Below are 26,820 nucleotides of genomic sequence, written 5' to 3' on the forward strand. Positions count from 1 at the left end.
TCTTTTTATACCTCCGTTTTATCACCTATTTCCCTATGGAATTTTGTTATCTTATATTCTAGACTCTGAGATAAATCCTTACATAGCATATTTACAAAGGTTGCAGATCTATGCTGACCTCCTGAACACCCTATTCCTATACGCAAATGAGATTTTCCGTCCTTTTCATACTTTGGTATCAAATATTTGAGCATATCAAGAAGCATTTTATAAAATTCCTGACTTTCTGGAAGTCCCATTACATAATCCTGTACATCTTTATGATTACCCGTTTTACGCTTTAAGTCTTGAATATAATAGGGATTTGGCAAAAATCTCAAGTCAAACATCAAATGCAGATCCAGCGGTATTCCATTCTTAAATCCAAAAGAAGTTAGATTTACACTTAATTTTGCTTTTTTCCCTGCAAATTCTTTTTCCAATATTTTCTGAAGTTCCTTTACAGACGTTTTAGTAGTGTCTATTACCAAATCTGCCTTTAACATAAAGTCTTTAATTATTTTTCTTTCAGCCTCTATATTTTCAAGCAGTGTATCATATAAATTTAAAGGGTGTTTTCTTCTGGAAAGCTCATACCTGCTAAGAAGTACATTTGTTCTTGCGTCAAGATATATGATTTCATAGTCTATTCCATTTTTATCCAAAATCTCAAGCTGTTTTAAAAACTGCTCTATAAATTCCTGATTTCTTATATCTATCGCAACCGCAACTTTATTTCTTTTTTTGTTGCTCAAAAATATCTCATTTAGATACTGAAACAGACTTATCGGAAAATTGTCAATACAGAAGTATTCTCTGTCTTCAAAAAAATTCATCGTTTCGGATTTTCCTGCACCACTCATTCCTGTTATTATAACAAGTTCTTTTTTTTCTCCTTCTTCTTCCATTATCATCTTGCTCCCTCATGTTTTATTTTTGTCTCATTTTTTAATATTTTTCTTTGTTAATTATACCATAATTTTTTCATTTACATAAACTATTTTTGAAATATTTTAGTAATAATTATTTTACTGCTTTATTTTTTCATCTATTGTTTAAATGCCTATTCTAAGCACTTTAAAAGCCTCATGTGATAATATTATTTTATAAAAACAGAACTCAAAGGCTAGGGCTATTTACTTAAATCCCAAGTTTGTATAATTTTTAATAGTTTAATTTAAAATTGGAGAAATATAATATGAAAAAATTTATTAATTTTATAATTTTAGGAGTTATCCTTTTCATAATTGCCATTAGTACCTATCTATTTACACAAAATAAAACAGAAATTCCAAAAGAAACTATAATTTCTGCTGTTACATCACAATTTCCAATCGAAAAATCAATGTATACACTTGGAGATATGAAACTTTCCAACCCTACAGTCTACTTTGAAAATGATAAACTTATAATTGATGCTGATTATGAATTTAAAGACAGAGCTACTTCTGAACTGACTACTGGAAAAGCCAAATTTGAAAGTGAATTAGAATATAAAAATTCAAATCTTTATCTTTGGAATTTTAATTTAAAAAAATTAATAACAAAAGACGGAAAAGATACCAAGCCAGACAAATACGCCCTTACCCTTATAAGTACCATATCCTACGAACTACAATACAAAAAGCCTTTGCTCTACTTAGGAAATAACAAAAAATTTAATTCTATAAAAAGCATTAAAATCAAAAATAATAAAGTTTTAGTGGAGAAATAGATTTTTCTATTTCTCTTTTTTTGTAGCAAATAAAAATAAGACTGCCTAAATTTTGTATTTTTAAGGAGTCTTATAAATTTATTTAGTTTTTTGCTTTCTGATTCTAGTCAAGATCACCTTTTAAAAATGATTTTGATTTTTATAGCTCTTCATTTAATTTTTTTAAGCTATGGAAAGTTGTATCCATGCTTTTCAAAATTTCCTGATACACTTCGTATTTTTTTATATATTTTTTATGCTCTTCCTGATCTGGTTCGTATCTGTCTTTTATTCTGACCATTTTTCTTACAGCGTCTTCTAATGAATCTCCTGTTATAGCTTGCTGGCTTGCAATCGCTCCACCAAGTCCCCCTAATTCACTTCCTTGCAAAGTTTCAACTGGAATATTCAAAATATCTGAAAAAATCTGACACCATTGCTTTGAGTTAGTTCCACCACCTGAAATACGGATTACTTGAGGTCTTTTCCCTAAACTTTTCTCCAATTTATCCAAATGCTGCTTATGAGAAAATACGATTCCTTCATAAACAGATCGAATCATTTCCAATTTTGTAGTTGTCGCTGTAAGTCCTAAAAAGCATGATGGAGCTTCAGTGTGAGTATTACTTCCATACAGGAATGGTAAAAATATAACTTTACTGTAAGAAGCTGTCGTATCCTTTAAAAAAACTTCAAGTCCTGTATAAATACTCTCAGTTTCTTTTAAACTGGACATTTCTTCCGACATTAGCATCTTTAAAATAATATCTAAATTTCCAGCAGAAGTTGGGCTTGACTCTTCTACTAAAAAATCCCTATTTGGAAAATACGAGTTCATTTGACCACTTTCATAGCCTGCAGGTATTTTTGACGGATAAGTGTTTATATTCCAAGTTCCCGCAATAACACTAAATGCAGAACTGTCCAGAACTCCAGAACCTATCGCACAGGCATCAATATCAAACAGTCCTCCAACAACAGGCGTCCCTTCCAGAAGTCCTGTAATTTCAGAAACCTCTTTTGTAATTCCTCCGACAATTTCCTTGTAATCAACCAATGGCGGCAATGCCTCTTTCATTTCAGGTATTCCAAAAAATTCTAGAATTTCATCATCATAAGTTCCTGTTTCAAAATTAATCCAATGATTTCCTGAAGCATCTCCATATTCCTGATTCACTTTTCCAGTGAGTTTAAAACGCACGTAATCTTTTGCTGATAAAATTGCTCCTATATTATTGTAGGATTGAGGTTCATTTTCTTTTAACCAATGTAGCAATACTGGACTTTGAACTCCAAAAACATGCTGCCTTGTCTTATTCCACAATTTTTTTATTTCATTTTCAAATTTATTTGCCAGCTCTCCTGCTCTTCCATCTGTGGATAAAATACCGTTTATAAATTCCTTGCGATTCTTATCCAGCACATAAAGCCCTTTTCCATGACCGACACAGGCAACTGCAGTAATATCTTTCCCTGTCAAATTTGATTTTTTTAAAGCTTTCTTTATTGAATCATAAATTGCATCTGAAGTTTCTTTTAAATCAACTTCCCTGTAACCTGGTTTTATTTCCTTCCTCATTGTATGAAACGAAGAAACTCCAATTTCATCTCCATTTTCATTAAAAATAATAGCTTTTGTATTTGTTCCCCCATAATCTACACTCAAAAAATATTTCATAAATTATTCTCCTTTTTTAAAAAGTTAATATTAAGAAATACAAGAAACATAAGTCCCTTGTATTCCAGATTAAATATTTTAAAGTTTCTTAAAGATTTATTTCTATTCCTTCAGTTGCCGGGTCAACAGACTCTTTTATAGCTTTTACAGCTTCAGGTTTAAAATATACTTTCTGAGCGTTATTGTAAAAAACATCTTCCAATTCTTCTTTTGTGAAGATATCTACATTTTCAAGCCAAGTTGCTAATTCATTATAAGTATTAAATGTAGCAGACCAAGGTGAATCTGTTCCCCAAATAAGTCGTTTTGCTCCCAAAATTTCTTTTGCTATAGTTACATTTTTGTATGAATTTGGAAATGGGTAGTCTTCAGGTCTGTCAATATCTTGAATAGCTGATAAATCACTATATATATTAGGGTATTCCTTCCACATGCTAAGGTCAGCTTTCAGTCTTTCTGGAGTAGCTGCATGCGGGAATGACAAATGGCAAACCACAAAATCAATATTAGGATAAAGTTTTGCAAGATTTGCAATTGCTTGTGGCTGATGGCTTATTTGATCCCAGTTACCGTAGTCCACTGTAACAACAAATCCAGGATAATTTGCCAAATAGTTAAATAATCTTGTCACAAATGGATCTGCATCAAGTCTAAATGGATTTGTGTTTCTATATCCATGAATTCCCCCATCTTCACTTATTTCAAATTTTATTGCTCTAAATCCCAAGACTTCCACATATCTCTGAGCAATTTCAAGAGCTTCCTTAGCGTAAGGATCTACTGAAAATGCTCCAATAAATCTTTCAGGATATTTTTTTATTGCAAGATAAGTGTAATAATTTTGGTATCCATGTAAATGTCCTTGTAAAAGTACAGATTTTTCAATGCCATTTTCATCCATTAATCTCAAAAATGATTCTGCTGTAAACTCTGTATCTCCATAACCTTCAGGGAATAATTGAGTCACATCTCCATCATCCCAAATTACTTTTCCATTACCAAGCGGAGTCATTCTTCCTTTTTTGTTAAATCCAGCAACTGCTTTTACAATGTGTGCATGTGCATCTATTTTTTTCATATCCTTCTCCTTTAATTATAATTCAATTTTTATAATTTAATTTTGTTCCATAAATATTTTTTCTTTACTTCCCTCAAATCCACTATTCTTATCAGCCATTTTTTTCAAGTAAGCATATATGCTTTCCCGTTTTGTTCTTAAGAAGAATAATCCCACTAGGTATACAATTATTGTAATTCCAATAAATATAGGATTTCCTGAAATCCAAGCAAAGAAAATTAGTGCATTTAACGGTCTGGCTGTCAAGTTAAAACTTGCTATTAATGCCGCCCCTGCAGGTAAAGCTTTTGCTGCAATTGCTGCACTCGTATAATATGGTGCTATAAAGCTGCTTGCATAAAGTCCTAAACTTAGCCAAATTATTCCATTTAATATTGTTTTTAAAATATTTCCTTTAGTTACTGCTATCATTGCTTCGATTATAAAAGGAATTGCGATTAAATCAACCATCGGTAATGTTTTGTTTCCTGGCAAAACAAATGACAATATTGCCATAACAGGAATTAATAGTACTCCTGCGATAATTGTTGCAGGTTCTCCAAATCCCACTCCATCATCAACAGCAATAAACCATCTTTTTTTATCAGTTTCACGTTCAGCTGAAGCATCTTGCTTTTTATTTTTTTCAACAGCTTCCGCAAGTGGTCCAAATGCTCTTGCAAATACTCCTGTAATTAATGGAAATATTGTCATAACAGCCGATAGCGAAACAGCAAATCCTAAAATTTGTCCCCAGGCAGTCAAAGTTCCTAATGATTTAATATTCCCGAAAATTCCCATAATAAGTCCTAAAATTGCTCCAAGCATTGTTGGTTCTCCAAAAACTCCCAATTTTGTCTTTAATGTTTCTGGATTTAATTTTGATTTGTGAAGTCCCAACAAATTCCATAGAGGATCTAAAATAATCGCCGGAACTAATGATTCTACATTATGAATCGAATTAATGGTTGCATTTTTAACTCCATAATATTCAGACCATCTGTCAGCAACTGTTTCTGATAAAAGCAGCGAGTAAAGTAACATAAAAATCATAAACGCAAATGATAACGCAAAATTCTGAGTAAATTGATAAGCCATTGCTCCCCAAATCATGTATCCAAAATTATTCCATAAATTTGACGGAACAAATACACGAGTTACTCCTATTACAAATAATAAAATTTCAATTAATAGCCCAAATACAAAAAATGAAAGTCCAATAGTTGTTGAAAATGAGAGTTTTGAGCCCATTTGCCAACCCATATCCACCACTTCCAACTTTAATCCTGTAGCTTTTACCATTTGATCAACTAACTGAGTTACTGCTGGCGCAAAACTTCCTATTACCCATCCAAATCCTGTAAGACCAATACCTGCATAAAGTCCGCTCATAATAGATTTTTTAACTTGTACTCCAAGTGCTACACTTACTACAAAAATCATTATAGGTACAACTACTGCTGGTCCCAGCGTATTAAATATATCACTAAATACTTTTAACATAATTTTCTCCTTAAAATTTTTATTTTAATTTTTTACGGATTTACCACATTTCTTGCATTTCCCGCAAAAAATTCAATAATGTTGTCAGCCGCTTCTTTTGCCAAAGTTATTCTTCCTTCAACAGTTCCTGTTCCAGCGTGAGGTGCCATAATCACACTGTCTAAGGCTCTCAATTCTTCTGAAACTTTAGGTTCAAACTCAAACACATCAAGCCCTGCTCCCGCAATCTCTCCTGTTTTCAGTGCTTCCACCAAATCAGCTTCCACCACAATTGGACCACGGGCGGCATTTACAAGATAGCTTCTATTTTTCATTTTTTTGAACGCTTCTTTATTAAATTTACCTTTTGTAGCAGGTAATCCAGGCGCATGGATTGTTATTACATCAGAATTTGCCAATAACTCATCAAACTCAACATATTTTACATTTAATTCTTTTTCCTTCTCTTCACTAAGCCTAAAAGTGTCGTGATACAAAACTTTCATGCCAAAACTTTGAGCTAATTTTGCAACTGTTTGCCCAATTCTTCCAAATCCATAAACTCCTAAAGTTGCTCCTTCCAATGATAATCCTTGATATTTTCTTTCACTTGGGTCGATCCAATTTCCATCTCTTACGATTTTATCGTAAAATGCCAATCTTTTTGCTGCGGCCAGCAACAGTGCAAAAGTCATTTCCGCTGTAGGAACTCTCACTGCCTGTGGTGAATTTGAAACTACGATTCCTTTACTTTTGGCAAATTCAATATCAACATGGTCAAACCCTACCGCATTTAAAGAAATTAATTTTAAATTTTCTCCAGCTTCTATAAGCTCTTTATCTGCTTTTTGCCCCATCAATAAAAGTGCATCATATTTATGAAGATTTTCTAGCACATATTCTCTAGTGAAAGGTTCTTCTGAATAAGTCACATCAAATTTTTCCATTAATTCTGTAAGTCCTTCTTTTGGTACAATCCCTGTTACTAATACTTTTTCTTTTGCCATTTAATACCTCCTGTATTTTTATTTATCACTAAAATTTTAAATTTCTGAAATCTCATAAAGCGTCACTTTATGATTTCCATTATTTGCCGAAAATACATATGCTTTTCCAGTTTTTTCAAAGGCTATTGCATTACTTGACGCACATTTTTCTTCAATTATATTTTGAACAAATTTTCCATTTTCATAACTAAATAGCGACAAATCAGCTTTTCCACTTCTAAAACCATACAAAAACACATTTTTCCCGAATAATTTTCCACCCCAGATAGCATGTCCGAACTCTGTTGGCTCTGGATATTTATATAATTCCTTTGAAAAATCTTCATTGAAAACTCTAAGCGTATCTCCATGAAATCCTTGAATTATAACATTTTCCTTTTGAGAGTCACCATCCAAATCAACTTGAACGATATCGCTCGTTTCCTCGCCAAAAATTACATCAAGTCTCCAGTCTTCTGTGTCTGAATACTCAGGATAAGTTAATTTCACAATTCCTTCCACAGCTGTAATAAGTGAGTATCCTTCTTTTTGAACTTCATAATATCCATGATTTTTTAACAATCTTAACGGCAATTCTTTCAAATTTGTTAATTCTGCACTATCTAAATCAAATTCACCAACAAAAATTTTACCTTTATCAGACCAATCTTCGACAAATTTTTTAGAATTTGCAATCGTACAACCAACAAATAATATTTTTCCATCTTTTTGTTTTATCAAATCAAACCTATGCAAATACGGAAAATCTGCAATTTTTTTAACTTCCCATTTTTCATCTTTATATTTTCCATAAACAATTTGACATTCTTTTGAATTAAAACCTGGATAAAATTTTTGAGTTGCTAAGAAATCCAGTGTACCTGGCACTTGAATAATGCTCATTGTCCCACCTACACTATCCCAAACAATTTTTTTTGAAAAATTATCATTTATATCATAAGCAAAACAAGAATTTTCAACTTCTGATGCCACCAGCAAATAATCTTTATCATCTTTTTGAATACGATTAACTGCATAGCATGATGGTAATTCATCCGAAAAAACCTTTTTTACATTCACTTTTTTCCCTCCTTTCCAAAAAATGATTACTTTAAAACAAAAGTTTTTTTTATTTAATAATAACTTAGATATATCTAAGCAAAACTCGAAATAATAATAGACTTGTTCGGCAACTTTATATTTTTTATCTCTAATAAGATGACTCAATCCCTTTAGAGAAATATTTATCTCATTATATTTTCGAATTTAATACCGTTACCAAACAGGTCTAATAAAGACTAAAATTATTTTAATTAAAAATAAAAAATTAAAGTTCCTTTAATGGTACTTTAAAGACAAGTTTTTTTATTTTCTTTGATTCCTTCACTTTTAATCCTGGCATATGCACATCATTTGGATACAGAATTAAAATGTCTCCCTCTTTTAACAGAACATTAAATAATACATTACCTGAGTAAATAACTAAATCTTTCTCTTCTTCTGTTTTTTCAACTTTCATATTATTTGAAGTGTTAAATGCCACATATTCCTCTCCACAAAGCATTATTTGCACATCCAAATTTTTTAGATGGGTTTCCATGATTTTATCTTCCTCTGTGCCAGTTTCATAAGCATTTACATGCATTTTTATTCCTAAATCAATATCATACGCTCCAGCATCAAGCTTTTTTAGTTCCTCTAAATTTTTATTTGTATATTCAATACATTCTTGAACTTTTTTAGCAACATTTTTATTTTGCAAAGTATCTTTTAAATTTGTGTATATCATTTTAACCTCCAAGATATTTCTCTACTATCCACTAAAAGTATAACTTGTTTTCTCTCTTTGTCAAGATTCAAAAAATGAAATTATAACAATAATTTTATGCAGTTTTTTAATCTTTTCTTTTACCAGTAATTTTGGTAATAAATATTATTTTATCACTTAAAATTTTAATTTCAAATAATAATGATAATTTCTAATTTCTAGGAGATTTTGATGTATTATTTTTACTAGGTGTTTCTTCTTTTATATATTACTTTAACATCTCAAATTATAAAAAAATTATTAAAAAATATTTGACTTTTTTAAATTTATGAGGTATATATTATTATGTGAACATATTCACATATATTAATATGAATTTTTAAAACAGAAAGGAATAGTATAATGAAAGCGTAGTCGTTAATCAAGAAGGAACTGGAATAGAAGTTGTAGAAAAAGAATTAAGAGGACTAAAAGCAGGAGAAGCATTAGTTGATGTGGAATATTGCGGTGTTTGCCATACTGATTTACATGTGGCTCATTGAGATTTTGGAAAAGTTCCAGGAAGAGTTTTGGGACATGAAGGAATTGGAATTGTAAGAGAAGTTGCAGATGGTGTAACATCTTTAAAACCTGGAGATAGAGTAAGTATTGCTTGGTTCTTTGAAGGATGTGGAAGATGTGAATACTGTATCAATGGACAAGAAACTTTATGCAGAGATGTAATAAATGCAGGATATTCTGCTGACGGAGGAATGGCTGAACAATGTATCGTTACAGCTGATTATGCAGTAAAAGTTCCAGAAGGATTGGATCCAGCTCAAGCCAGCAGTATTACTTGTGCAGGAGTTACAACTTATAAAGCAATAAAAGTTGGAAAACCTCAACCTGGACAATGGGTAGTAATCTACGGTGCTGGAGGATTAGGAAACTTGGCAGTTCAATATGCTAAAAAAGTATTCAATACTCATGTAATTGCTGTTGATATAAACGACGACAAATTGGCACTTGCTAAAGAAGTTGGAGCTGACTATATTATAAATGGTAAAAAAGAAGACCCTGTTGCAAAAATTAAAGAATTAAGTGGAATTGGAGCTCATATTGCTGTAGTTACTGCTGTATCAAAAGTTGCATTTAACCAAGCTATTGATTCAGTAAGAGCCGCTGGAAAAGTTGTTGCAGTTGGACTTCCATCTGAAACTATGGACTTGCCAATCGTAAAAACAGTATTAGATGGTACCGAAGTAATCGGATCGCTTGTTGGAACAAGGGAAGACTTAAAAGAAGCATTCCAATTTGGAGCAGAAGGATTGGTTGTACCAGTAGTTCAAACAAGAAATATTGACGAAGCTCCTGAAATTTTTAAAGAAATGGAAGAAGGAACAATCCAAGGACGTATGGTTATTGATATGAAACATTCATGCGGATGTGGACATAAACATTAATTCATTTAAATTTATCTAAATAAACAAAAAAATGTAATTAACTTAATTGTTAGTTACATTTTTTATTTTTTATTTTCGTAGGATTGCTCATTGCTGCAAAATCTTATCTTGCAGTAAAGGTTTATCCTAATAATTAAAATTGTGGCAAGATTGCTACCCAATAACCTATGCCTAGTCTACGACATCCTTCTGCACTGACAAAAAACTCGCTATGTTCAAACAGTTTTGCCAGCACAGAAAAATGCTCCGACGGATTAGTTTATACTAGGCTCTGTTTAAAATATGAAAATTATATCTTAAATTACTTGAAAACATTAGGTTTTTATCCTTTGTTGGAAAAGTTTATAATAAATTTTTTATTTAAATGAAGGTTAATATAACATTGCAATTTAGAACATAAAAAAAATGCCTTATTATAGACATTTTTAATTTTAAAACATAACTTATTTCTGCGTTAAAGTTTCCGTCTCCTCTCGGAGTATATAACTGTTGCTTTTTCAGAAATAACGAAACAGGAAGCTGACAATGAAAAGTTTCCGTCTCCTCTCGGAGTATATAACTTACCTGCAATTAAACCCTTATTTTATGGTATGTTATTTGACTATTTGCGTGAGAATCGCTTAAATTTTTAGTTTTCTTTTCCAAAAAAGCAAAAAATATGTTCTAAGTCCCATTTTTACAGTATCGTGGCAATTTCTACATAAAATAATAATCTTCTTCGATTTCTGTTAATTCACCGTAGACTACTTTTTTTAAAAAAAATTTAGAAGTTTTTTTAAAAAGCTCTTCTCCTATTATCTATAATATCATAAATTACGACAACTGTAAAGCTATTTTTAAAAAATTCATGGCAAAAATCTTCATCTAAAAAATACCATTTTTCGCTTCATTTATCAAAGTCTTTCAGCCCATATTTTTCCAGGAAAGAATAAGAACTATTTGTTTCATTTTAAATTTTTTAAAATGTCAATCTCATTTCATACCAGACAACTCCACCGTGAGCAGATTCTGAGACTCCTTCATTTTTAAACCCAAATTTTGAATAATATGAAACAAGTTTATCCTTACAAGTCAGAACAACCCCTTTTCTGCCGTTGCTTTTTGCCTCAAATATAAGCTCATTGATTAATTTTTCAGCATATCCTCTTCTTCTGTATTCAGGCAATGTATTTACTCCAAAAATCATTTGCCAATTTCCTTTTTCGTTATGTAAATTAGGATTTTCATACATCTCATCTTCCAAATTAGGACTATCTGTCACCATTCCATTCACAAAACTCACAATTTTTTTATTTCCATCTTTCCCTTTTTCTTCAAGAATCCAGAAATAATCAGGATAAACAGCTAATCTTCCTTCAAAAGATTTCCTAGTTGCAGCCTCACTTGCTGGAAAGCACTCTGCTTCTATTGCAGTTATCTCATCTAAATCTTCCATTTTTGCTTTTCTAATATTCATAATTTATTTCCCCTTAACTTATTTTATAGAATTCAATTATATCATATTTACAACATAAATTTACTTATAAAAATTAATTTTCTAATGTTTTAAATTTTTAGTTCAAAAAATCCTATTCATCTCGTCAAATAATATATTTCTAATTCTTTTTTTATTAGAAGATATTTATAAACTCAACATTTTTTATTGTTATTAATTTTTATTTCTCAAAATATTATAAATTTAAATATTGACAATTTTAGAAAATTATATTAAAATAAATTGTAATGATTACAAAATTAAATAAAGTATTAGAAAATAAATAAAAATTAAATTTGGAGGTATAGAAAATGGATTTTAGCTTAAACCTTGGTGCTTTAGATGAAGGAAAATTAGTAAAAATTGATGAAAATAAACTTTATGATGTAACTGTCATTGGTTCTGGGCCTGCGGCTGTTTCAGCAGCAATTTATGCAGCTAGAAAAGGACTTAATGTAGCGATGATTGGAGTGAAGATTGGGGGACAGGTTCTTGATACAAATGAAATTGAGAATATTATTGGAACTGTTTCTACAACTGGAGCTAAATTTGCTGAAACATTGGAAAAACATTTAAAAGAACATGAAATTGCATTTAAAGAAGGGCATTTAGTAAAAGAGATTAAAGAAGAAGGCAAGGATAAAATTTTAATAACTGATGATGGAAAAACTTATAAAACAAAAACAGTTATTGTAGCAACTGGAGCAAAACCTAGAAGTTTGAATATACCTGGAGAAGCTGAATATGTTGGAAAGGGAGTTCATTACTGCTCGACTTGTGACGGACCTTTTTATAAAGGGTTGAATGTGGCTGTAATTGGTGGAGGAAATTCAGGTGTGGAAGCGGCACTTGATTTATCTGGAATCGCAAAATCGGTTACATTAATTGAATTTATGCCTGAATTAAAGGCAGATAAAGTTTTACAAGAAAAATTGGCTGAACAAGCAAATATAAAAACTATTTTAAATTCTGCAACAGTTAGAGTTAATGGAAATGAATTTGTGGAAAGCATTGTTTATAAAAGCAGAGAAACTGATGAAGAAAAAACATTGAATGTAGAAGGTATGTTTGTAGAAATTGGACTATCGCCAAGAAGCGAAGTTGTAAAAGACTTGGTTGAAACAAATAAAATTGGAGAGATTGTAATTAACCCTGAAAATAATTCAACTTCTGTAGCTGGAATCTTCGCAGCAGGAGATGTTACTAGCATCAGACAAAAACAAATAATTATCGCAATGGGAGAAGGTGCAAAAGCAGCACTAGGAGCATTTGAATACCTGATTACAAAATATTAATTTAAAAAATAGGAAAATAAACTGCACCTAAAATCTTGAATACAAGGTAAGAGGTGTGGTTTTTTTTGGAAAAATTTAAAAAAGAAGATTAATGAAAGTACTTATTTTCAAAAAAAATACTCCAATTAATTAAAATTAGAGCATTTATAATTATAAGAAAAATAATATTCTAGTTACTTAATCCAAAAGTAATAATTTTGAAAAATTCTTCATTTTCATCACTAATTACCCAGTCTTTACCATTTTTTATATATTTTACATCCAATGTTTTTTCTGAATATTTTAAATCTTTACTGTCAAATTTTTCATCAAAAAATTCTTTTCCAATTTGAATAACTTGTTTTTGAAGTTCAGCATTAGTTTGTGGCATTGATTTAGACATTCTTTCAGAAAGTCTATTTTGAAGTTCACCTACATATGAAGTTAAATCAGGGGCTTTTAAAGAAACATTTATTATTGCAGTATTTCCTTTTGTTTGAACTTTATTTATTTTATAAGTTATTTTTTTCATTCCTTTACCATATATTTTACCAAATTCTTCTAAAATAACGTTAACATTTCCTTCTGCTTTTCCAAATTTTGACATATCTCCTGATTGGATTATTTTCATTTTTTCCTCAAAATCCTTTTGAGCAGGATGAGTTCCACAACTTACTACAAATAAAAGCATGCTTAGTAAAATTAAAATTTTTGCCTTCATAAATTTCTCCTTCAATTTTTTCTACATTATACTATGTTTATATAATTTTATAGACAGTATTTCATTAGATTTATATTATTTAAGGTTCTTTAAAAGCATTGTTGCAAAAGTAAAGTAAATAACAAGGGTTACAGCATCTGAAATTGTTGTTATCAGAGGCGTTGCCATAACGGCTGGATCGGCTTTTACGATTTTAGCTCCAAGTGGCAGCAATGCTCCTACCAGTTTTGAAATTATTATTGTAAATACAAGGGTTAATGAAACAATAAGAGCGATTGTCGGATCTGTTTTTTCCAATGTAATCAATCTTATAAAATTTAAGGCTGATAAGACAATAGAAACCATTATACCGATAAAAAATTCCTTTTTTATAACTTTAAAGGCAGATTTTGGAGAAATTTCTCCAAGTGCCAACGAACGTATTACAACTGTTGATGATTGAGAACCAACATTTCCTCCACTTGACATTAGCATTGGAATAAAAGCTGTTAAAATTATGGACTTTGCCAATACTTTTTCATAACCTTGAATAATATTTCCAGAAATTGTATCAGAAATCATAAGTACGGCGAGCCACCCAATTCTTTGTCTTGCCATTGTAAAAATATTTGTCTTTAAATAAGAATCATCAGTAGGGGAAGTAATTCCTGCCATTTTATGAAAATCTTCTGTAACTTCCTGATCTACAACATCCATTACATCATCTATAGTAATTATACCTAAAATTCTGTTTTCATGATCCACAACTGGCATTACAATAAAGTCATATTTTTTAAATAAATCTGCTACGATTTCCTGGTCATCGTTTGTATTGACACTTACAAAATTTTTGTTCATAATATCTTCAATTTGGATAGTATCTTTTTTGGCAATTAATTCCTTGAGAGAAAGTACACCTTCCAGTATTCCGTTTTCTCCAGTAACATAACATGTATAAATATTTTCTTTATCTTTTCCGGTTTTTCTAATTTCTTCAATTGCTTCTGAAACTGTCATATTTTTTTGCAAATCCACATATTCTGTTGTCATAATACTTCCAGCCGAATTATCAGGATATTTTAACAGCTGATTTATCAGATGTCTATCTTTTTTATCAGTGTTTTTCAATATTTTTTTTACAATATTTGACGGCATTTCCTCAATAATATCAACAATATCGTCAAAATATAATTCATCAAAAATTTCACGGGTTTCAATATCTGTTGAAGTATGAATGATCATTTCCTGATGTTCTGAGTCCAAATAAGGAAATACATCTGCCGCTTTATCTTTTTTTAACAGTCTAAAAATCATTATTACAAGTTCAGGAGATTTGAACTGATTCAATATGTCAGAAATTTCTACTGTGTTTAATTTGTTTAATTCTCTTTTTATTTCAAAATATTTTTTTTCTTTTAAAAGAGTTTCAATTAATTCTTTCATCATTCCCTCCTTACTTTATAATATTACTCAAAAATATAGTTGCAAATTTAAAATAGATAGAAAGAGTCAAAGCATCTAAAATTGTAGTTATTAAAGGCCCTGCCATGATTGCGGGATCCATTTTAAATATTTTTGCAACGATAGGTAAAAATGCACCTATTATTTTGGAAATCATAACTACAAAAATGAGGGTAATTGAAACAGTCAAAGCTACATTTAAAGGAGTTTTTGTCAAAGTCATAAGTCGTAAATAGTTAATTCCCGCTAGAACGACTGCCACAATAAACGAAATAGAAAATTCTTTTTTTAATATTTTAAAAGTGTCTCTTGGATTTACTTCACCTAATGCTAAAGCACGAATAACAATTGTAGAAGATTGAGCTCCTGCATTTCCTCCCGTATCCATTAGCATTGGGATGAATGAAGATAGAATAACTACTGACTCTAATACATCTTCATAACTTTTTATAATTCTTCCTGTAAAAGTTGCAGAAATCATAAGTACAATAAGCCAGCTAATTCTCTGTCTTGCCATCGTAAAAGCACTTGTCTTAAGATATGATTCCTCAACTGGTGAAATTCCTGCCATTTTGTGGAAATCTTCTGTTGCCTCTTGCTCAACAACGTCCATTATATCGTCAATCGTAATTATTCCAAGAAGTCTATTTTCTATATCTGTAACTGGAAGTACAATCAAATTATATTTTTTAATTATTTCAGCAACATTTTCCTGATCATCGTTTGTATGAACACTTACAAAATTACGGTTCATGATATTTCCCACAACTGTATCATCTTCGTTTGTAATTAATTCCTTTAAGGAAATTACTCCTTCTAATTTTCTGTCTTCACTAATTACATAGCAAGTATAGACATTTTCCATATCTTCCACAGTATCTCTAATTTTGGCAATTGCTTGAGATACTTTCATATCCTTTTTCAAATCCATATATTCTGTTGTCATAATGCTTCCAGCTGAATTATCAGGATATTTTAACAAAAGATTTATTGTATGTCTATCTTTTGCATCAGTATTTTTCAAAATCTTTTTCACTACATTTGACGGCATTTCCTCGATAATATCAACAATATCATCAAAATAAAGCTCATCAAATATATTTTTAGTTTCCACATCAGTCATAGTATTAATAATCATTTCCTGATGCTCTGTATCTAAATATGAAAATACATCCGCTGCCCTATTTTTAGAAAGTAATCTAAAAATCATTATTAATTCAGAAGATTCAAACTGATTTAACAGTTCCGAAACCTCAACAGTATTTAATTCGTTCAAATATTTTCTAATTTCAAAATATTTTTTTTCATCTATAAGTGTTTGAATAGTGTTGTTTTCCACTGTTATCTCCTTCCTTTTATACTTTTTCATTTTATACAATTTCAAAATAAGAAGAATAACAGTAACGAAGATATTCCCCTTATCCATTGCATACATTTGTAAAATCTAAATTCTTCAGTTTCTTACTCGGGGCTTCCTCGTTCAAAACATTCACCTCCATAAAATAGAAAATTAGCATAAATTCAAAATTTAAATTAAATCTAAAAAATAGCTTTATGCCTATAAAATTTTATCAGACAAAGCAGTTATTGTCAATAAATTTCTTAGAATAGACTTTTTAAGTTTTTTAATAAAAAATACCTTATTCAATCTAAGAATAAGGATTTTTTTATATCATTTCTACAAGTTTGTAAATTGTTATTTATTAAAAGGTATTAAGTCATTTTCTATTTATAAATTATAATATTGTAAACTTCAACCTATTTTTCAAAATTCTATTTAACTTTAAAAAATTTCAATCTCAAAGCATTTCCCAAAACAGATACTGAACTAAACGACATTGCAAAAGCCGCTATCATCGGATCTAATTTTGGCCCATTGAAAAATGCATAAAATATTCCAGCGGCAAATGGAATTCCCAGTACGTTATAAAAGAATGCCCAGAACAGATTTTCCTTTATATTTGTGATTGTCGCTTTACTTAATGCTATTGCACCCGCAACATCTCTCAAATCGTTTCTAATTAAGACAATATCAGCTGATTCTATCGCAACATCTGTTCCATTTCCTATCGCAATTCCAACGTTTGCCTGAGCCAGTGCTGGTGAATCATTAATTCCGTCTCCAACCATTGCAACAAATTCATCTTTTTCCTGAAGTTCCTTTACTTTTTGAGATTTCTGATAAGGCAGTACTTCTGAAATTACATCATCTATTCCCACTTGTTTTGCGATAAATTTCGCAGTTTTTTCGTTATCTCCAGTTAGCATTATTGTCTTGATTCCCATTTTTTTCAGTTTTTCTATAGCTTCCTTGCTTGTTTCCTTGATAACATCTGCAACTGCAACAAGCCCTGCCAATTCGTTATCAATCGAAATGTATATTGGCGTTTTTCCTTCATCCGACAGAATGTCATAATCTTTTTGAGAAATTTCCACATTAATTTTTCGATTTTCCATAAGTTTTCTATTTCCAATTTGCACTTCCTTGCCTTCAAATGTTGCACGAATACCATAACCTGGCATTGCCCTAAATTTTTCATACGGCTTAATTTCAATATTTTTCTCTTTTGCTTCATTTACAATTGCCTCTGCCAATGGGTGTTCTGAATTATTTTCCACACTTGCGGCAATTTTTAACAATTCATTTTCATTATATTTTCCATAAGCAATCAAATTAGTAAGTACAGGCTTTCCTTTCGTAATCGTACCAGTCTTGTCAAATACAACTGTTTTTATTTTGTATGCTGTTTCAAGAGCTTCCCCACTTTTTATAAGAATACCGTTCTCAGCCCCTTTTCCAGTCCCAACCATTATTGATGTAGGTGTTGCAAGTCCCAATGCACACGGACACGCAATTACAAGTACAGCGATGAAAAACGACAATGCAGTAACCAATCCACTTCCACTCAGAAACCATGCAATCCCTGTAATTATCGCAATCCCAATAACAATCGGTACAAAATATGCCGCCACAATGTCTGCCATCCGAGAAATCGGAGCCTTTGAACCCTGTGCCTCCTCAACCAGTTTTATAATTTGCGACAAAACTGTATTTTTACCAATTTCAGTCGCCTCAAATCTAATACTTCCATTTTTATTAATACTTCCTCCAACAACCTTATCCCCAACTTTTTTGCTTACTGGCAAACTTTCCCCAGTCAACATTGACTCATCAACAGAAGTCGCTCCTTCCACAATCCTTCCGTCCACCGCAATTTTCTCTCCCGGTTTCACAATTACAATATCTCCAACTTTCAATTTTTCAATCAGAACTTCCTTTTCCACTCCATTTTCAATAATTTTAGCCTTTTTAGGCTGAAGTCCGATAAGTTTTTTTATTGCCGATGAAGTTTGACCTTTTGTTTTTGCCTCCAGCAGTTTTCCAAACAAGATTAACGTAATAATTGTACCAGCCGACTCATAATATAAATCCATATGTGCTTCAGGGTCTACAGTTACAATTCTAAAAGTTGCGTAAATTCCATAGAGTACCGCCGCTGTTGCCCCAATAGCAATTAATGAATCCATTGTTGGAGATTTTCTTACTAAATTTTTAAATCCATGCGAAAAAAAATCTCTCCCAGCATAAATAATAGGCAAAGTCAATACAAACTGTGCCAATGCAAAATTAAGCGGATTTACCTTAGGATTCAAAAATTCAGGAAGTGCTGCCCCAAGCATATGCCCCATCGAAATATACAAAAGTGGAACAACAAACACAATTGCCAAAATTAATCGCTTTTTCAAACTTTTTATTTTCTCTTGATAAAGTTCCATCTTTTTATCTTCTGTCATATCCTCAACCAGTCCATATCCGGCTGACTCCACTATTTTCCTAATTTTATCAAAATTATATTTTTTCTCATCATATTCAATATTCAATTTTTCAGTTGCAATATTAACTGAAGCGTTAATATCGTTATTTTTATTAAGTGCCTTTTCCACAGCATTGGCACAAGCTGCACAGCTCATTCCAGTTACTGTATAGTTTTCTGTTTTCATGTTATGCTCCTTTCATTTCTTCAAAAATTCATTAACAATTAAAATCTAATTCTTCTAACTTTGTTTCATTTATAAATTTAATAAATTCTTGATAACAATATTTACTTATTTTATCATTCATTTCTTCCACAATATCATCAAGATCTTTACTGTCATCAGTATACTCTTCTTCCTCTTCGTTAAGCACTTGAAATTTTTTAACTAATTCAGGAACTAATTTTTCTAAAACTTCTTCATAGTTTTCTTTCTTAAAAATTTTTTCATAAATAGCATTATTATTAATATCAAAATTTATGATTCCATACACTATTCCCATTGATAGTGAATAACTGCAAAAAATATAGTATAAATTATCTATTCCTTTATTTTTTGCAACTTCTTGAAGTTCATTTCTTTCCTGACTTGGAGAAAAAGTTCTTGCATAACTCCAATTGGCACGTCCCTGTAATGTTAGAAGTTTTTCATCATAATAAACAATTGTATCATATTCAAGTTCTAGTATAGCATCATAGATATCCAAATCATCCAGTATATCATCTTCTTTTATCATATTATCTTTTTTATATTTAATTCTTGTGTAAAAGTCTATTATCTCTGACATAATCTTATCACCTCTTAATCAATTGGTATAAATGTTGAATAACTTTCTGTCCATTCTCTCCATTCTTTTGGAGTTATTGTTTTTAAATCAAATTTTTTCATAAAATCGTATGGATCTTCATAACTTTCTAATGGAGTATTATCAATTATTTCTTTAGGGGCAACTTCATTGTCTATACCTAAATCAAATCCATGAAGCAATGCTATTTTTGCATATATTATAACATAAATATGTAAATAAAAACTATAGTTAGTAATACGATCTTTAACCAATGCCTTTGCTATTTTAGGCATCATCATCATATCTATCGTTTCTTTCATTTTTTCAATATCCTTTAATGCTAAAGCCTTCAAAAATTCCATTCCATAAACACGGTATCTATAATAACTATCTCTAAAATTTTTAGATTTTTTCAAATATAATGAACATCGCTTTTTCACTTCTTCAAAATCACCAATCATTGCTAATAAAGTTGTCCTTGTTATAAAAAAATCTCCATATGTATTAGTTAAATTTTTATAAATATCTTTTTCTGAATCATAATCGTTAGGTTGTATTTCCTCTATATTATTTTTTAAAAACACTATAAAATCAGGATTATTTGACATCAGCATATAAAATAAATCTGAATTATCCAAAAATACCTTCTCATCTAATGCTTTTGATAAAAATTCCAATTTAGCAATTATATAGCAATAATATCTACAAGTTTTTATATCCTTTTCTACAAATAATTTTTTTGAAGAGAGTTGTAAATACTCAAATCCAAGAGATTTCATACAGTATAGCTGATCACCTTTTTTATTTTCAATATAATCAATATCTTGCTCTATTTCTTCATAATTTAATGAATCATTTGTTTCATTCAAAATTCTATTCACACCGAATTCGTATTTAGTTTTTCCCGCTAGAATATTCATTCTATACCTCCAGTTATCAAATTTTATACTTACTAAATATGTTCTTCTTTTTATTTTGAGAAGGAGTTAAAACTCCTTACTTCATAATACCTTACTTTATTAACACTTACAGTTTTCCTAACAAGTCTATTACTAAAATAACAAATTACTCTTGTGATTTCATTTAGTACACTATATCTTAAATATGCTTATGTCCATTATGTTCACAATTACACTGCCCCTCCAGACAATCACACAAAACTTCTTCCACAGCCGTTTTCCTCTTTTCCTCCACAGCCTTTAAAATCAAGTCTAAGTCGCCAAAACTCAGTTCACTGTTCTCAATAACTTTCCCTATCATTTCTCCAACTTTCGTTTTGCAAATTTTATCAAAAGTTCCCAATATATAACTGTTAGCGACCTCTTTTTCCGTAAAATCCGTCGAATAAATATACTTATTCCGAATTTCCCTCTTTTTCAAAATATTCTTTTCCAGCAACCGATTCAACAGCGTCTTTATTGTAGCCTGTTTCCAGTTCATTTTCTCACAAAGCACCTCTGTCACAAACTTGCTAGTAACTTCGCTATTTGCCCACACAACACGCATTACTTCCCATTCTGCATCGGTTATATGCTGTTTTTTATCAATTTTACAGTTTTCTTTCATATTTTACCTCGCTTAACGTTTACGTTTGTAATCTTATATATTAATAGTTTACAACAGTAATCGTTTTTTGTCAAGTTTTTTTGTATGAAGTATATCCTAAATTTTGAATTTCTTTTAAAAACATAGATTATCCTTTCTTTAAATATTTTTTTAGTAAAATTATAAATATTTTTACTAAACATTTTTTTTAATAGAAACTTTATACTTTCTTTACTAATTTAATAGAATAAGATTTATAGTAACTATAAGTTAGTTTTTTAATTTTATTTCAAAATATTACTGGAAATTTAAAAAAAATATGGTAAAATAATAACATAGTAAAATTTAATTTAAAAACAAATTCAAAGTTTTAGCGAAAAAACAGAAATTTACTTTTAAAGTTTTTACTATAAAAATTCAAAATTATTTATTTTAGGAGGAAAACAGATGAAAAAAATTATGAGAGGTGTACTGTTATTTGGTATGTTAGGAGGAATGCTTTTGTCTTGTGGAAATAAAAAAAGTAATAATTCTCAAGACGGAAAAAAAGATTCTCAAGTTAGTGAAAAGGTTTATAAAATTGGATTGTCACAGATTGTAGATCATCCAGCATTAAACGCAGCAAAACAAGGTTTTAAAGATGCTTTGGAAAAAGCTGGAATAAAGGCTGATTTTGATGATAAAATTGCAAATAATGACATGGGTAATCAAACATTGATTATGAAACAGTTTGCAGCGGATAAGAAAGATTTGGTATTTGCGGTTACTACACCGACAGCACAGGCGGCTAAAAATCAGATTATAGGAGATACCCCTGTGGTATTTGCATCAGTTACGGATCCAAAAAGTGCAGGACTTGAAGGAATTCCCAATGTTACAGGAACAAGTGGAGCGGCACCAATAAACGAAAACTTGAAATTAATGAGAGAATTATTACCAGAAGCTAAAAAAATAGGAATCATTTATAATTCATCTGAACAAAACTCAGTTTCTGAAGTAAATAATTTGAAAAAACTCGCAGGACAATATGGATTTACCGTAGTTGAAAAAGCTGTTACAAACGGAACAGAAATGGTTGCAGCAGCAAACCTTATTTCAAAGGAAATTGATATCTACTATGCAATTCAAGACAATACAGTAGCATCATATTTTGCAGCAATACTTGATGTTTTTAACAACACAAAAGTTCCAATTCTAGCTACAAATGACGTTTACTCAAATGCAGGAGGATTAATTTCACAAGGAACTACTGACTATAATATTGGCTATCGTTCTGGAGAAATCGCAGCTGAAATTTTACTAAAAGGTAAAAAACCAAATGAAATTCCAATAGAAACAGTTAAAAACTTGCAAATTGAAATTAATAAACAAAATATGGAATTATTAGGAATCAAAGTACCAGATAGTATTTTAAAACAAGCTAAAATAGTAGAAACTAAAAAATAATTTAAAAATTTCTAAATTAAAAAATATAAAAAACTGGAGCTTATGAAAATAGCTTCAGTTTATTTTTTTGAATAAAGTGTTGAAGAAGGTCTATCCATATTAATTTCAATTACTTCTTTAACAAGTTTTGGAATATTTATTAAGAATGGAAAATCGGAGGAGGTTGGTTTTCTAAATTTTAATGTGTATTCTTTATCCAGTGGAAAAGTAATAGCTTTGTTTTCTTTTGCATGTATTGAATTTCTTAGATAAAAAAAGTCTTTCAAAGCACTTCCTTTTTCTATTGAGCAGCCTATAATCCAATATTTACCGTTAGGAATATTTTCAAAAATACATCTGTTTTTTACTTTAGTAGAAATTAAAACTTTTCCAAAATCAGGTAAATCATCAGGAATACAATTTTTAAAAAGTCCTATAAATGTAATTTCACTTTCATAGTTTTCTGGATAAATTAAATTTACATATAAAAAATTTTTAGCTTTATTTATTTTTAAAGCTTTATTGTAAGAAATTTCTGTCACTTCACTTGAATTTATATAATTTTTGATAGTTTTATAAAATTTTTTGATAGTTTTTTTATAGTTTGATGGTGAAATTCCCGTATATTTTTTAAAAATATTTGAAAAAGTGCCTGAACTACTGTAACCTGTTCTTATTTGAGCAGTGATAATATTCTCATTTTCGTTAATTATTATTTCTAAAGCTTTTTCAATTTTCAAAAACGAAAGAAAATGACTTGGCAAAAACCCTGTTTTTTTCTTAAATTTTTTACTAAATTCAAATTTACTGTACCCAAATTCTCTAGCAGTTCCTTCAACAGTACAACTTTTTTCAATATTTTTTCTCATATATTCGGCAATCTCTTTTATTTTCATTTTATCAGCCCATTTCTTTTAAACCTTTTATTTTAATAATAAATAACAATTTAAAGTTTTAATTACTATTTTTTATTATTCTATTATTATACCACATAAAATTAGTATATATTTTATTTTTAAATAAATAATAAAATCTTTTTTATGAAAAGTTATTTTTTCACAATTTATGATAAGTTTTTTGTATTTTTCAAGGTATTATATAATTAGACATGGTGTATTAATAAATTTTTTAGGAGATGATTTTTATGAAAAAAATATTATCAGTATTAATCTTAATTTTGTTAACAATTGTAAGTTGTGGTGGAAAACATGCTACTCAAAAGGACTTTGAAAATACAATGGCTTCTTTACAAAAAGGAAATGTTTCATCATTAGTAGGAAATGATAAAGAAACAGCAGAAGCACTAATGTTGTTCACTGACGGATACAAAAAAATAACATATAAAATAAACAAAGTTACTACAAATAATAATGAATCTATTTTGAATGTTACAATGAAATCTCCTGCCTTAACAGGAGTAATGGAAGAAATTCAAAAAAAATCTATGCAAAATCTAGATAAGTTGATGGGAAAATCTGGAAAAGAACTAGAAGAAGAAAGTAAAAAGATTTTTTCAGAAGTTATTTCGCAAAAATTAAATAGTCCTGATTTGAAATACAATGAAGAAACATTTGATGTTATCTATACAAAAAAAGGTAATACTTGGGAAATAAGCCCTGAAAAAAATGAAAAACTTCTAAAAGCACTAACACTAGGTATACAAATGTAACATTCACAAAAAATATAAATAAAAAAGAATTGCTATAAAAACTTAAGACTTCAAAGCTAAAAAGATAACTTGAATTCTATTTTTATAGCAAATTTTTTATAAACTAAATAATGTTTTAAATAATTTTCTTTCTTTCAAAACTATCAAGCCATTCGATAAGTTCCAAAAAATCTTCCACTTTTCTTATTTGCTGCAAATATCTTAAATCTATTATTTTTTCTGATTTTCTATGATAAAAAAATTCCACATCCCACAATTGCGTTTTTATAAAACCTTCTTTGGGAGTATATTTATAAAAATCATATTTTTCAATATTCGCTCTAAAATATTTTAATTTTGCAAAACAAAGCTGATATTTTCTAAAAACTATTTCTAAGATATTATTTCTTAAAATAAATTTATGTGAAAAATACAATCGTTCAGGTGTATTATTTTTTCTAGTTATCCATTGCCTTTTAGAATTTATTTCCAAGCTATATTTTTCAATAAATTTTATTTTTTCTTCTGACAACTCAGCTTTTAACTTTTCTTCCAGTTTTATATTATCCATAAAAATCACATCGCTACTAATTTATATTAATATTTAATTTTTAGAGTTTTCATATTTTTTTCTATCGTTAGCATTCAAATATTTTTTTCTAAGTCTGATAGAGTTAGGCGTAATTTCCACTAACTCATCATTTTCAATATATTCAAGTGCAAGTTCCAGTGTAAATTCCTTTGGAGGTGCCAATTTCACAGCATCATCACTTCCAGCGGCTCTCATATTTGTAAGTTTTTTACCTTTGCATACATTTACAACTAAGTCGTTTTCTCTTGAATGCTCTCCAACTATCATTCCTTCGTAAACTTCCACTCCTGGTCCTATAAATAAGATTCCACGTGGCTGTAAGTTATTTAATGAGTACCCTAAACTTATTCCAGGCTCCATTGCGATTAAAACTCCTCTTCTTCGTCCTGTAACTTCTCCCTTGAAAGCTCCATATTCAAAGAATGAGTGATTTATAATTCCTGTTCCTCTTGTTTCCGTCAAAAATTCATTTCTAAATCCGATTAATCCACGTGAAGGCACTTTGAACTCAAGTCTTGTATATCCGTCGCTTCCTTGATTCATGTTTACCATCTCACCTTTTCTAAGTCCTAATTTTTCAATTACAACTCCTACAAACTCATCGGCAACATCGATAATTGCAAGTTCAATTGGCTCTAGTTTCTGTCCATTTTCTTCTTTAAAAATAACTTCAGGTTTTGAAACTGCCACTTCGTAACCTTCTCTTCTCATATTTTCAAGCAAAATAGATAATTGAAGCTCTCCTCTTCCTTTTACAATAAATGCATCTGGCGAATCTGTCATTTCAAGTCTCATACTCACGTTATGATTTACTTCCTTTTGCAATCTTTCCAAAATATTTCTCGAAGTTACAAATTTTCCATCTTGCCCTGCAAATGGCGAATCATTTACCATAAAAGTCATCGCAAGTGTTGGCTCATCAATATCAATTAATGGTAATGGCTTAGGATTTTCTTTACTTGCCACAGTTTCTCCTATATCAATTTGTTCAATTCCTGCAATTGTTACAATATCTCCAGCAAATGCTGCTTCCATTTCAACTTTTTTAAGTCCGTCATATCCATAAATTCTAGTAACTTTACCATTTACCAAGTCACCATTTCTCTTAATCAATGTAATTTCCTGATTTTTTTCAATTTTTCCGTTATAGATTCTTCCAGTTCCTAATTTTCCTACATATTCGTCATATTCAGTATTTGTAACAAGCATTTGAAGCGGCTCATTCACATCTCCTTCAGGATCTTCCACATGCTCCATAATTTTATCATAAAGCGGTTTCATATCCTTATCTTCATCTTCCAGTTCCAATTTAGCAAATCCATTTTTTGCAGATGCATAAACTACTGGAAAATCAAGCTGAATATCATTTGCCCCTAAATCCACAAATAAGTCAAAAACAGAATCCACAACTGCATCAGGATCTGAATTTGGCCTGTCAATCTTATTAACTACCACAATTGGACGAAGTCCATGCTCTAACGCCTGTTTCAATACATATTTAGTCTGTGGCATAACACCTTCAAATGCATCTACCAGAAGTAAAACAGAATCTACCATTTTCAAGATCCTCTGTACTTCCCCACCAAAATCCGCATGGCCAGGAGTATCCACAATATTTATCTTATAACCATCATAATGAAATGAAGCGTTTTTAGAAAAAATCGTAATCCCTCTTTCTCTTTCCAAATCATTACTATCCATAATTCTTTCATCTACTTTTTCATGTTCCCCAAATGTTCCTGCCTGTTTCAATAAAGCATCGACAAGAGTCGTTTTTCCGTGATCTACGTGTGCAATAATTGCAATGTTTTTAATTTTGTTCATTTTTTGTTTTAACAAATTTCTTGTTAATATTTCCTCCTTAAATTTTAAAGTATTCCCCTAAGGGCGAGGAGTAGAGGTGAAATTCATGCTCTTATCTATTCAAACTGTAATAAATAATTACAAAAAGAATAAATATCGCAATGAAATCTACCATCTCACTATCTTCTTTATATAATATTTTGTGAGTTG

The 26,820-nt window shown here is 30.1% G+C and carries 23 protein-coding genes; 5 read left to right on the forward strand and 18 right to left on the reverse strand.

Translation table 11 applies throughout. The annotated features are described in order from the left end of the window. Positions 1 to 5: 5 nt before the first annotated feature. Positions 6 to 893, reverse strand: coding sequence for an RNase adapter RapZ (rapZ, locus tag ACZ5B9_RS09405; protein ID WP_464422368.1), 888 nt, complete (start codon positions 891 to 893; stop codon positions 6 to 8). A gap of 284 nt (positions 894 to 1,177) precedes the next feature. On the opposite strand from rapZ, the gene ACZ5B9_RS09410 reads away from it, so the two are divergent. Further along, the gene (locus tag ACZ5B9_RS09410; RefSeq protein ID WP_464422369.1) at positions 1,178 to 1,693 is read left to right on the forward strand and encodes a hypothetical protein; all 516 of its coding nucleotides are present in this window, start codon (positions 1,178 to 1,180) and stop codon (positions 1,691 to 1,693) included. A gap of 139 nt (positions 1,694 to 1,832) precedes the next feature. Here the strand turns inward: ACZ5B9_RS09410 and ACZ5B9_RS09415 are convergent, their stop codons facing one another. From ACZ5B9_RS09415 to ACZ5B9_RS09440, 6 genes are all read right to left on the reverse strand, one after another. After that, positions 1,833 to 3,350 (reverse strand): FGGY-family carbohydrate kinase, encoded by a 1,518-nt coding sequence (locus ACZ5B9_RS09415; RefSeq protein WP_464422370.1) that lies wholly within the window; start codon positions 3,348 to 3,350, stop codon positions 1,833 to 1,835. A gap of 88 nt (positions 3,351 to 3,438) precedes the next feature. Beyond that, on the reverse strand, positions 3,439 to 4,428 hold the full coding sequence (locus ACZ5B9_RS09420; protein ID WP_026746928.1) for an amidohydrolase family protein: 990 nt from the start codon (positions 4,426 to 4,428) through the stop codon (positions 3,439 to 3,441). A 36-nt stretch (positions 4,429 to 4,464) separates the two neighbouring features. Next, positions 4,465 to 5,910, reverse strand: coding sequence for a PTS galactitol transporter subunit IIC (locus tag ACZ5B9_RS09425; protein WP_314291641.1), 1,446 nt, complete (start codon positions 5,908 to 5,910; stop codon positions 4,465 to 4,467). Positions 5,911 to 5,942: 32 nt separating this feature from the next. After that, complete coding sequence (locus ACZ5B9_RS09430; RefSeq protein ID WP_464422371.1) at positions 5,943 to 6,896, reverse strand: NAD(P)-dependent oxidoreductase; 954 nt, start codon at positions 6,894 to 6,896, stop codon at positions 5,943 to 5,945. Between the two features lie 36 nt (positions 6,897 to 6,932). Further along, on the reverse strand, positions 6,933 to 7,955 hold the full coding sequence (locus tag ACZ5B9_RS09435) for a hypothetical protein (RefSeq protein ID WP_464422372.1): 1,023 nt from the start codon (positions 7,953 to 7,955) through the stop codon (positions 6,933 to 6,935). A gap of 247 nt (positions 7,956 to 8,202) precedes the next feature. Then, complete coding sequence (locus ACZ5B9_RS09440) at positions 8,203 to 8,664, reverse strand: YhcH/YjgK/YiaL family protein (protein WP_464422373.1); 462 nt, start codon at positions 8,662 to 8,664, stop codon at positions 8,203 to 8,205. Between the two features lie 548 nt (positions 8,665 to 9,212). Here ACZ5B9_RS09440 and adhP point away from each other — a divergent pair. Beyond that, a complete protein-coding gene (gene adhP / locus ACZ5B9_RS09445) occupies positions 9,213 to 10,085 on the forward strand; it encodes an alcohol dehydrogenase AdhP (RefSeq protein WP_464422374.1) in 873 nt (290 codons plus the stop codon). Between the two features lie 958 nt (positions 10,086 to 11,043). Here adhP and ACZ5B9_RS09450 read toward each other — a convergent pair. Beyond that, complete coding sequence (locus ACZ5B9_RS09450; protein WP_464422375.1) at positions 11,044 to 11,541, reverse strand: GNAT family N-acetyltransferase; 498 nt, start codon at positions 11,539 to 11,541, stop codon at positions 11,044 to 11,046. Between the two features lie 329 nt (positions 11,542 to 11,870). Here ACZ5B9_RS09450 and ACZ5B9_RS09455 point away from each other — a divergent pair, with 329 nt between their 5' ends. Beyond that, positions 11,871 to 12,854: an FAD-dependent oxidoreductase gene (locus ACZ5B9_RS09455; RefSeq protein WP_464422376.1), complete on the forward strand. Its 984-nt coding sequence runs from the start codon at positions 11,871 to 11,873 to the stop codon at positions 12,852 to 12,854. A 169-nt stretch (positions 12,855 to 13,023) separates the two neighbouring features. Here the strand turns inward: ACZ5B9_RS09455 and ACZ5B9_RS09460 are convergent, their stop codons facing one another. The 7 genes from ACZ5B9_RS09460 to ACZ5B9_RS09490 form a co-directional block, all read right to left on the reverse strand. Beyond that, a complete protein-coding gene (locus ACZ5B9_RS09460) occupies positions 13,024 to 13,554 on the reverse strand; it encodes a DUF5105 domain-containing protein (RefSeq protein WP_464422377.1) in 531 nt (176 codons plus the stop codon). A 75-nt stretch (positions 13,555 to 13,629) separates the two neighbouring features. After that, entirely contained in the window at positions 13,630 to 14,976 is a 1,347-nt protein-coding gene (gene mgtE, locus ACZ5B9_RS09465; protein WP_464422378.1) for a magnesium transporter, read from the reverse strand. A gap of 10 nt (positions 14,977 to 14,986) precedes the next feature. Beyond that, a complete protein-coding gene (mgtE, locus tag ACZ5B9_RS09470; protein ID WP_464422379.1) occupies positions 14,987 to 16,333 on the reverse strand; it encodes a magnesium transporter in 1,347 nt (448 codons plus the stop codon). Positions 16,334 to 16,767: 434 nt separating this feature from the next. After that, positions 16,768 to 18,996 (reverse strand): heavy metal translocating P-type ATPase, encoded by a 2,229-nt coding sequence (locus ACZ5B9_RS09475; protein WP_464422380.1) that lies wholly within the window; start codon positions 18,994 to 18,996, stop codon positions 16,768 to 16,770. Positions 18,997 to 19,027: 31 nt separating this feature from the next. Next, positions 19,028 to 19,597, reverse strand: coding sequence for a hypothetical protein (locus ACZ5B9_RS09480; RefSeq protein WP_464422381.1), 570 nt, complete (start codon positions 19,595 to 19,597; stop codon positions 19,028 to 19,030). A gap of 14 nt (positions 19,598 to 19,611) precedes the next feature. Further along, positions 19,612 to 20,517 carry a hypothetical protein gene (locus tag ACZ5B9_RS09485; protein WP_464422382.1) on the reverse strand — a complete coding sequence of 302 codons (906 nt, stop codon included), beginning with the start codon at positions 20,515 to 20,517 and terminating at the stop codon, positions 19,612 to 19,614. 178 nt (positions 20,518 to 20,695) lie between these two features. Next, the gene (locus tag ACZ5B9_RS09490; protein ID WP_464422383.1) at positions 20,696 to 21,163 is read right to left on the reverse strand and encodes a CopY/TcrY family copper transport repressor; all 468 of its coding nucleotides are present in this window, start codon (positions 21,161 to 21,163) and stop codon (positions 20,696 to 20,698) included. A gap of 426 nt (positions 21,164 to 21,589) precedes the next feature. Between ACZ5B9_RS09490 and ACZ5B9_RS09495 the strand changes: the two genes are divergently transcribed. Then, a complete protein-coding gene (locus ACZ5B9_RS09495; RefSeq protein ID WP_464422384.1) occupies positions 21,590 to 22,588 on the forward strand; it encodes an ABC transporter substrate-binding protein in 999 nt (332 codons plus the stop codon). 59 nt (positions 22,589 to 22,647) lie between these two features. Here the strand turns inward: ACZ5B9_RS09495 and ACZ5B9_RS09500 are convergent, their stop codons facing one another. After that, entirely contained in the window at positions 22,648 to 23,463 is an 816-nt protein-coding gene (locus ACZ5B9_RS09500; protein ID WP_464422385.1) for a helix-turn-helix domain-containing protein, read from the reverse strand. A 248-nt stretch (positions 23,464 to 23,711) separates the two neighbouring features. Between ACZ5B9_RS09500 and ACZ5B9_RS09505 the strand changes: the two genes are divergently transcribed. Then, on the forward strand, positions 23,712 to 24,236 hold the full coding sequence (locus tag ACZ5B9_RS09505) for a hypothetical protein (RefSeq protein ID WP_464422386.1): 525 nt from the start codon (positions 23,712 to 23,714) through the stop codon (positions 24,234 to 24,236). Positions 24,237 to 24,351: 115 nt separating this feature from the next. Here the strand turns inward: ACZ5B9_RS09505 and ACZ5B9_RS09510 are convergent, their stop codons facing one another. After that, the gene (locus tag ACZ5B9_RS09510) at positions 24,352 to 24,786 is read right to left on the reverse strand and encodes a hypothetical protein (protein ID WP_464422387.1); all 435 of its coding nucleotides are present in this window, start codon (positions 24,784 to 24,786) and stop codon (positions 24,352 to 24,354) included. A gap of 33 nt (positions 24,787 to 24,819) precedes the next feature. Continuing rightward, complete coding sequence (typA, locus tag ACZ5B9_RS09515; RefSeq protein WP_464422388.1) at positions 24,820 to 26,631, reverse strand: translational GTPase TypA; 1,812 nt, start codon at positions 26,629 to 26,631, stop codon at positions 24,820 to 24,822. Positions 26,632 to 26,820: the final 189 nt, after the last annotated feature.

The sequence above is a fragment of the Leptotrichia sp. SK-5 genome (assembly GCF_055387215.1).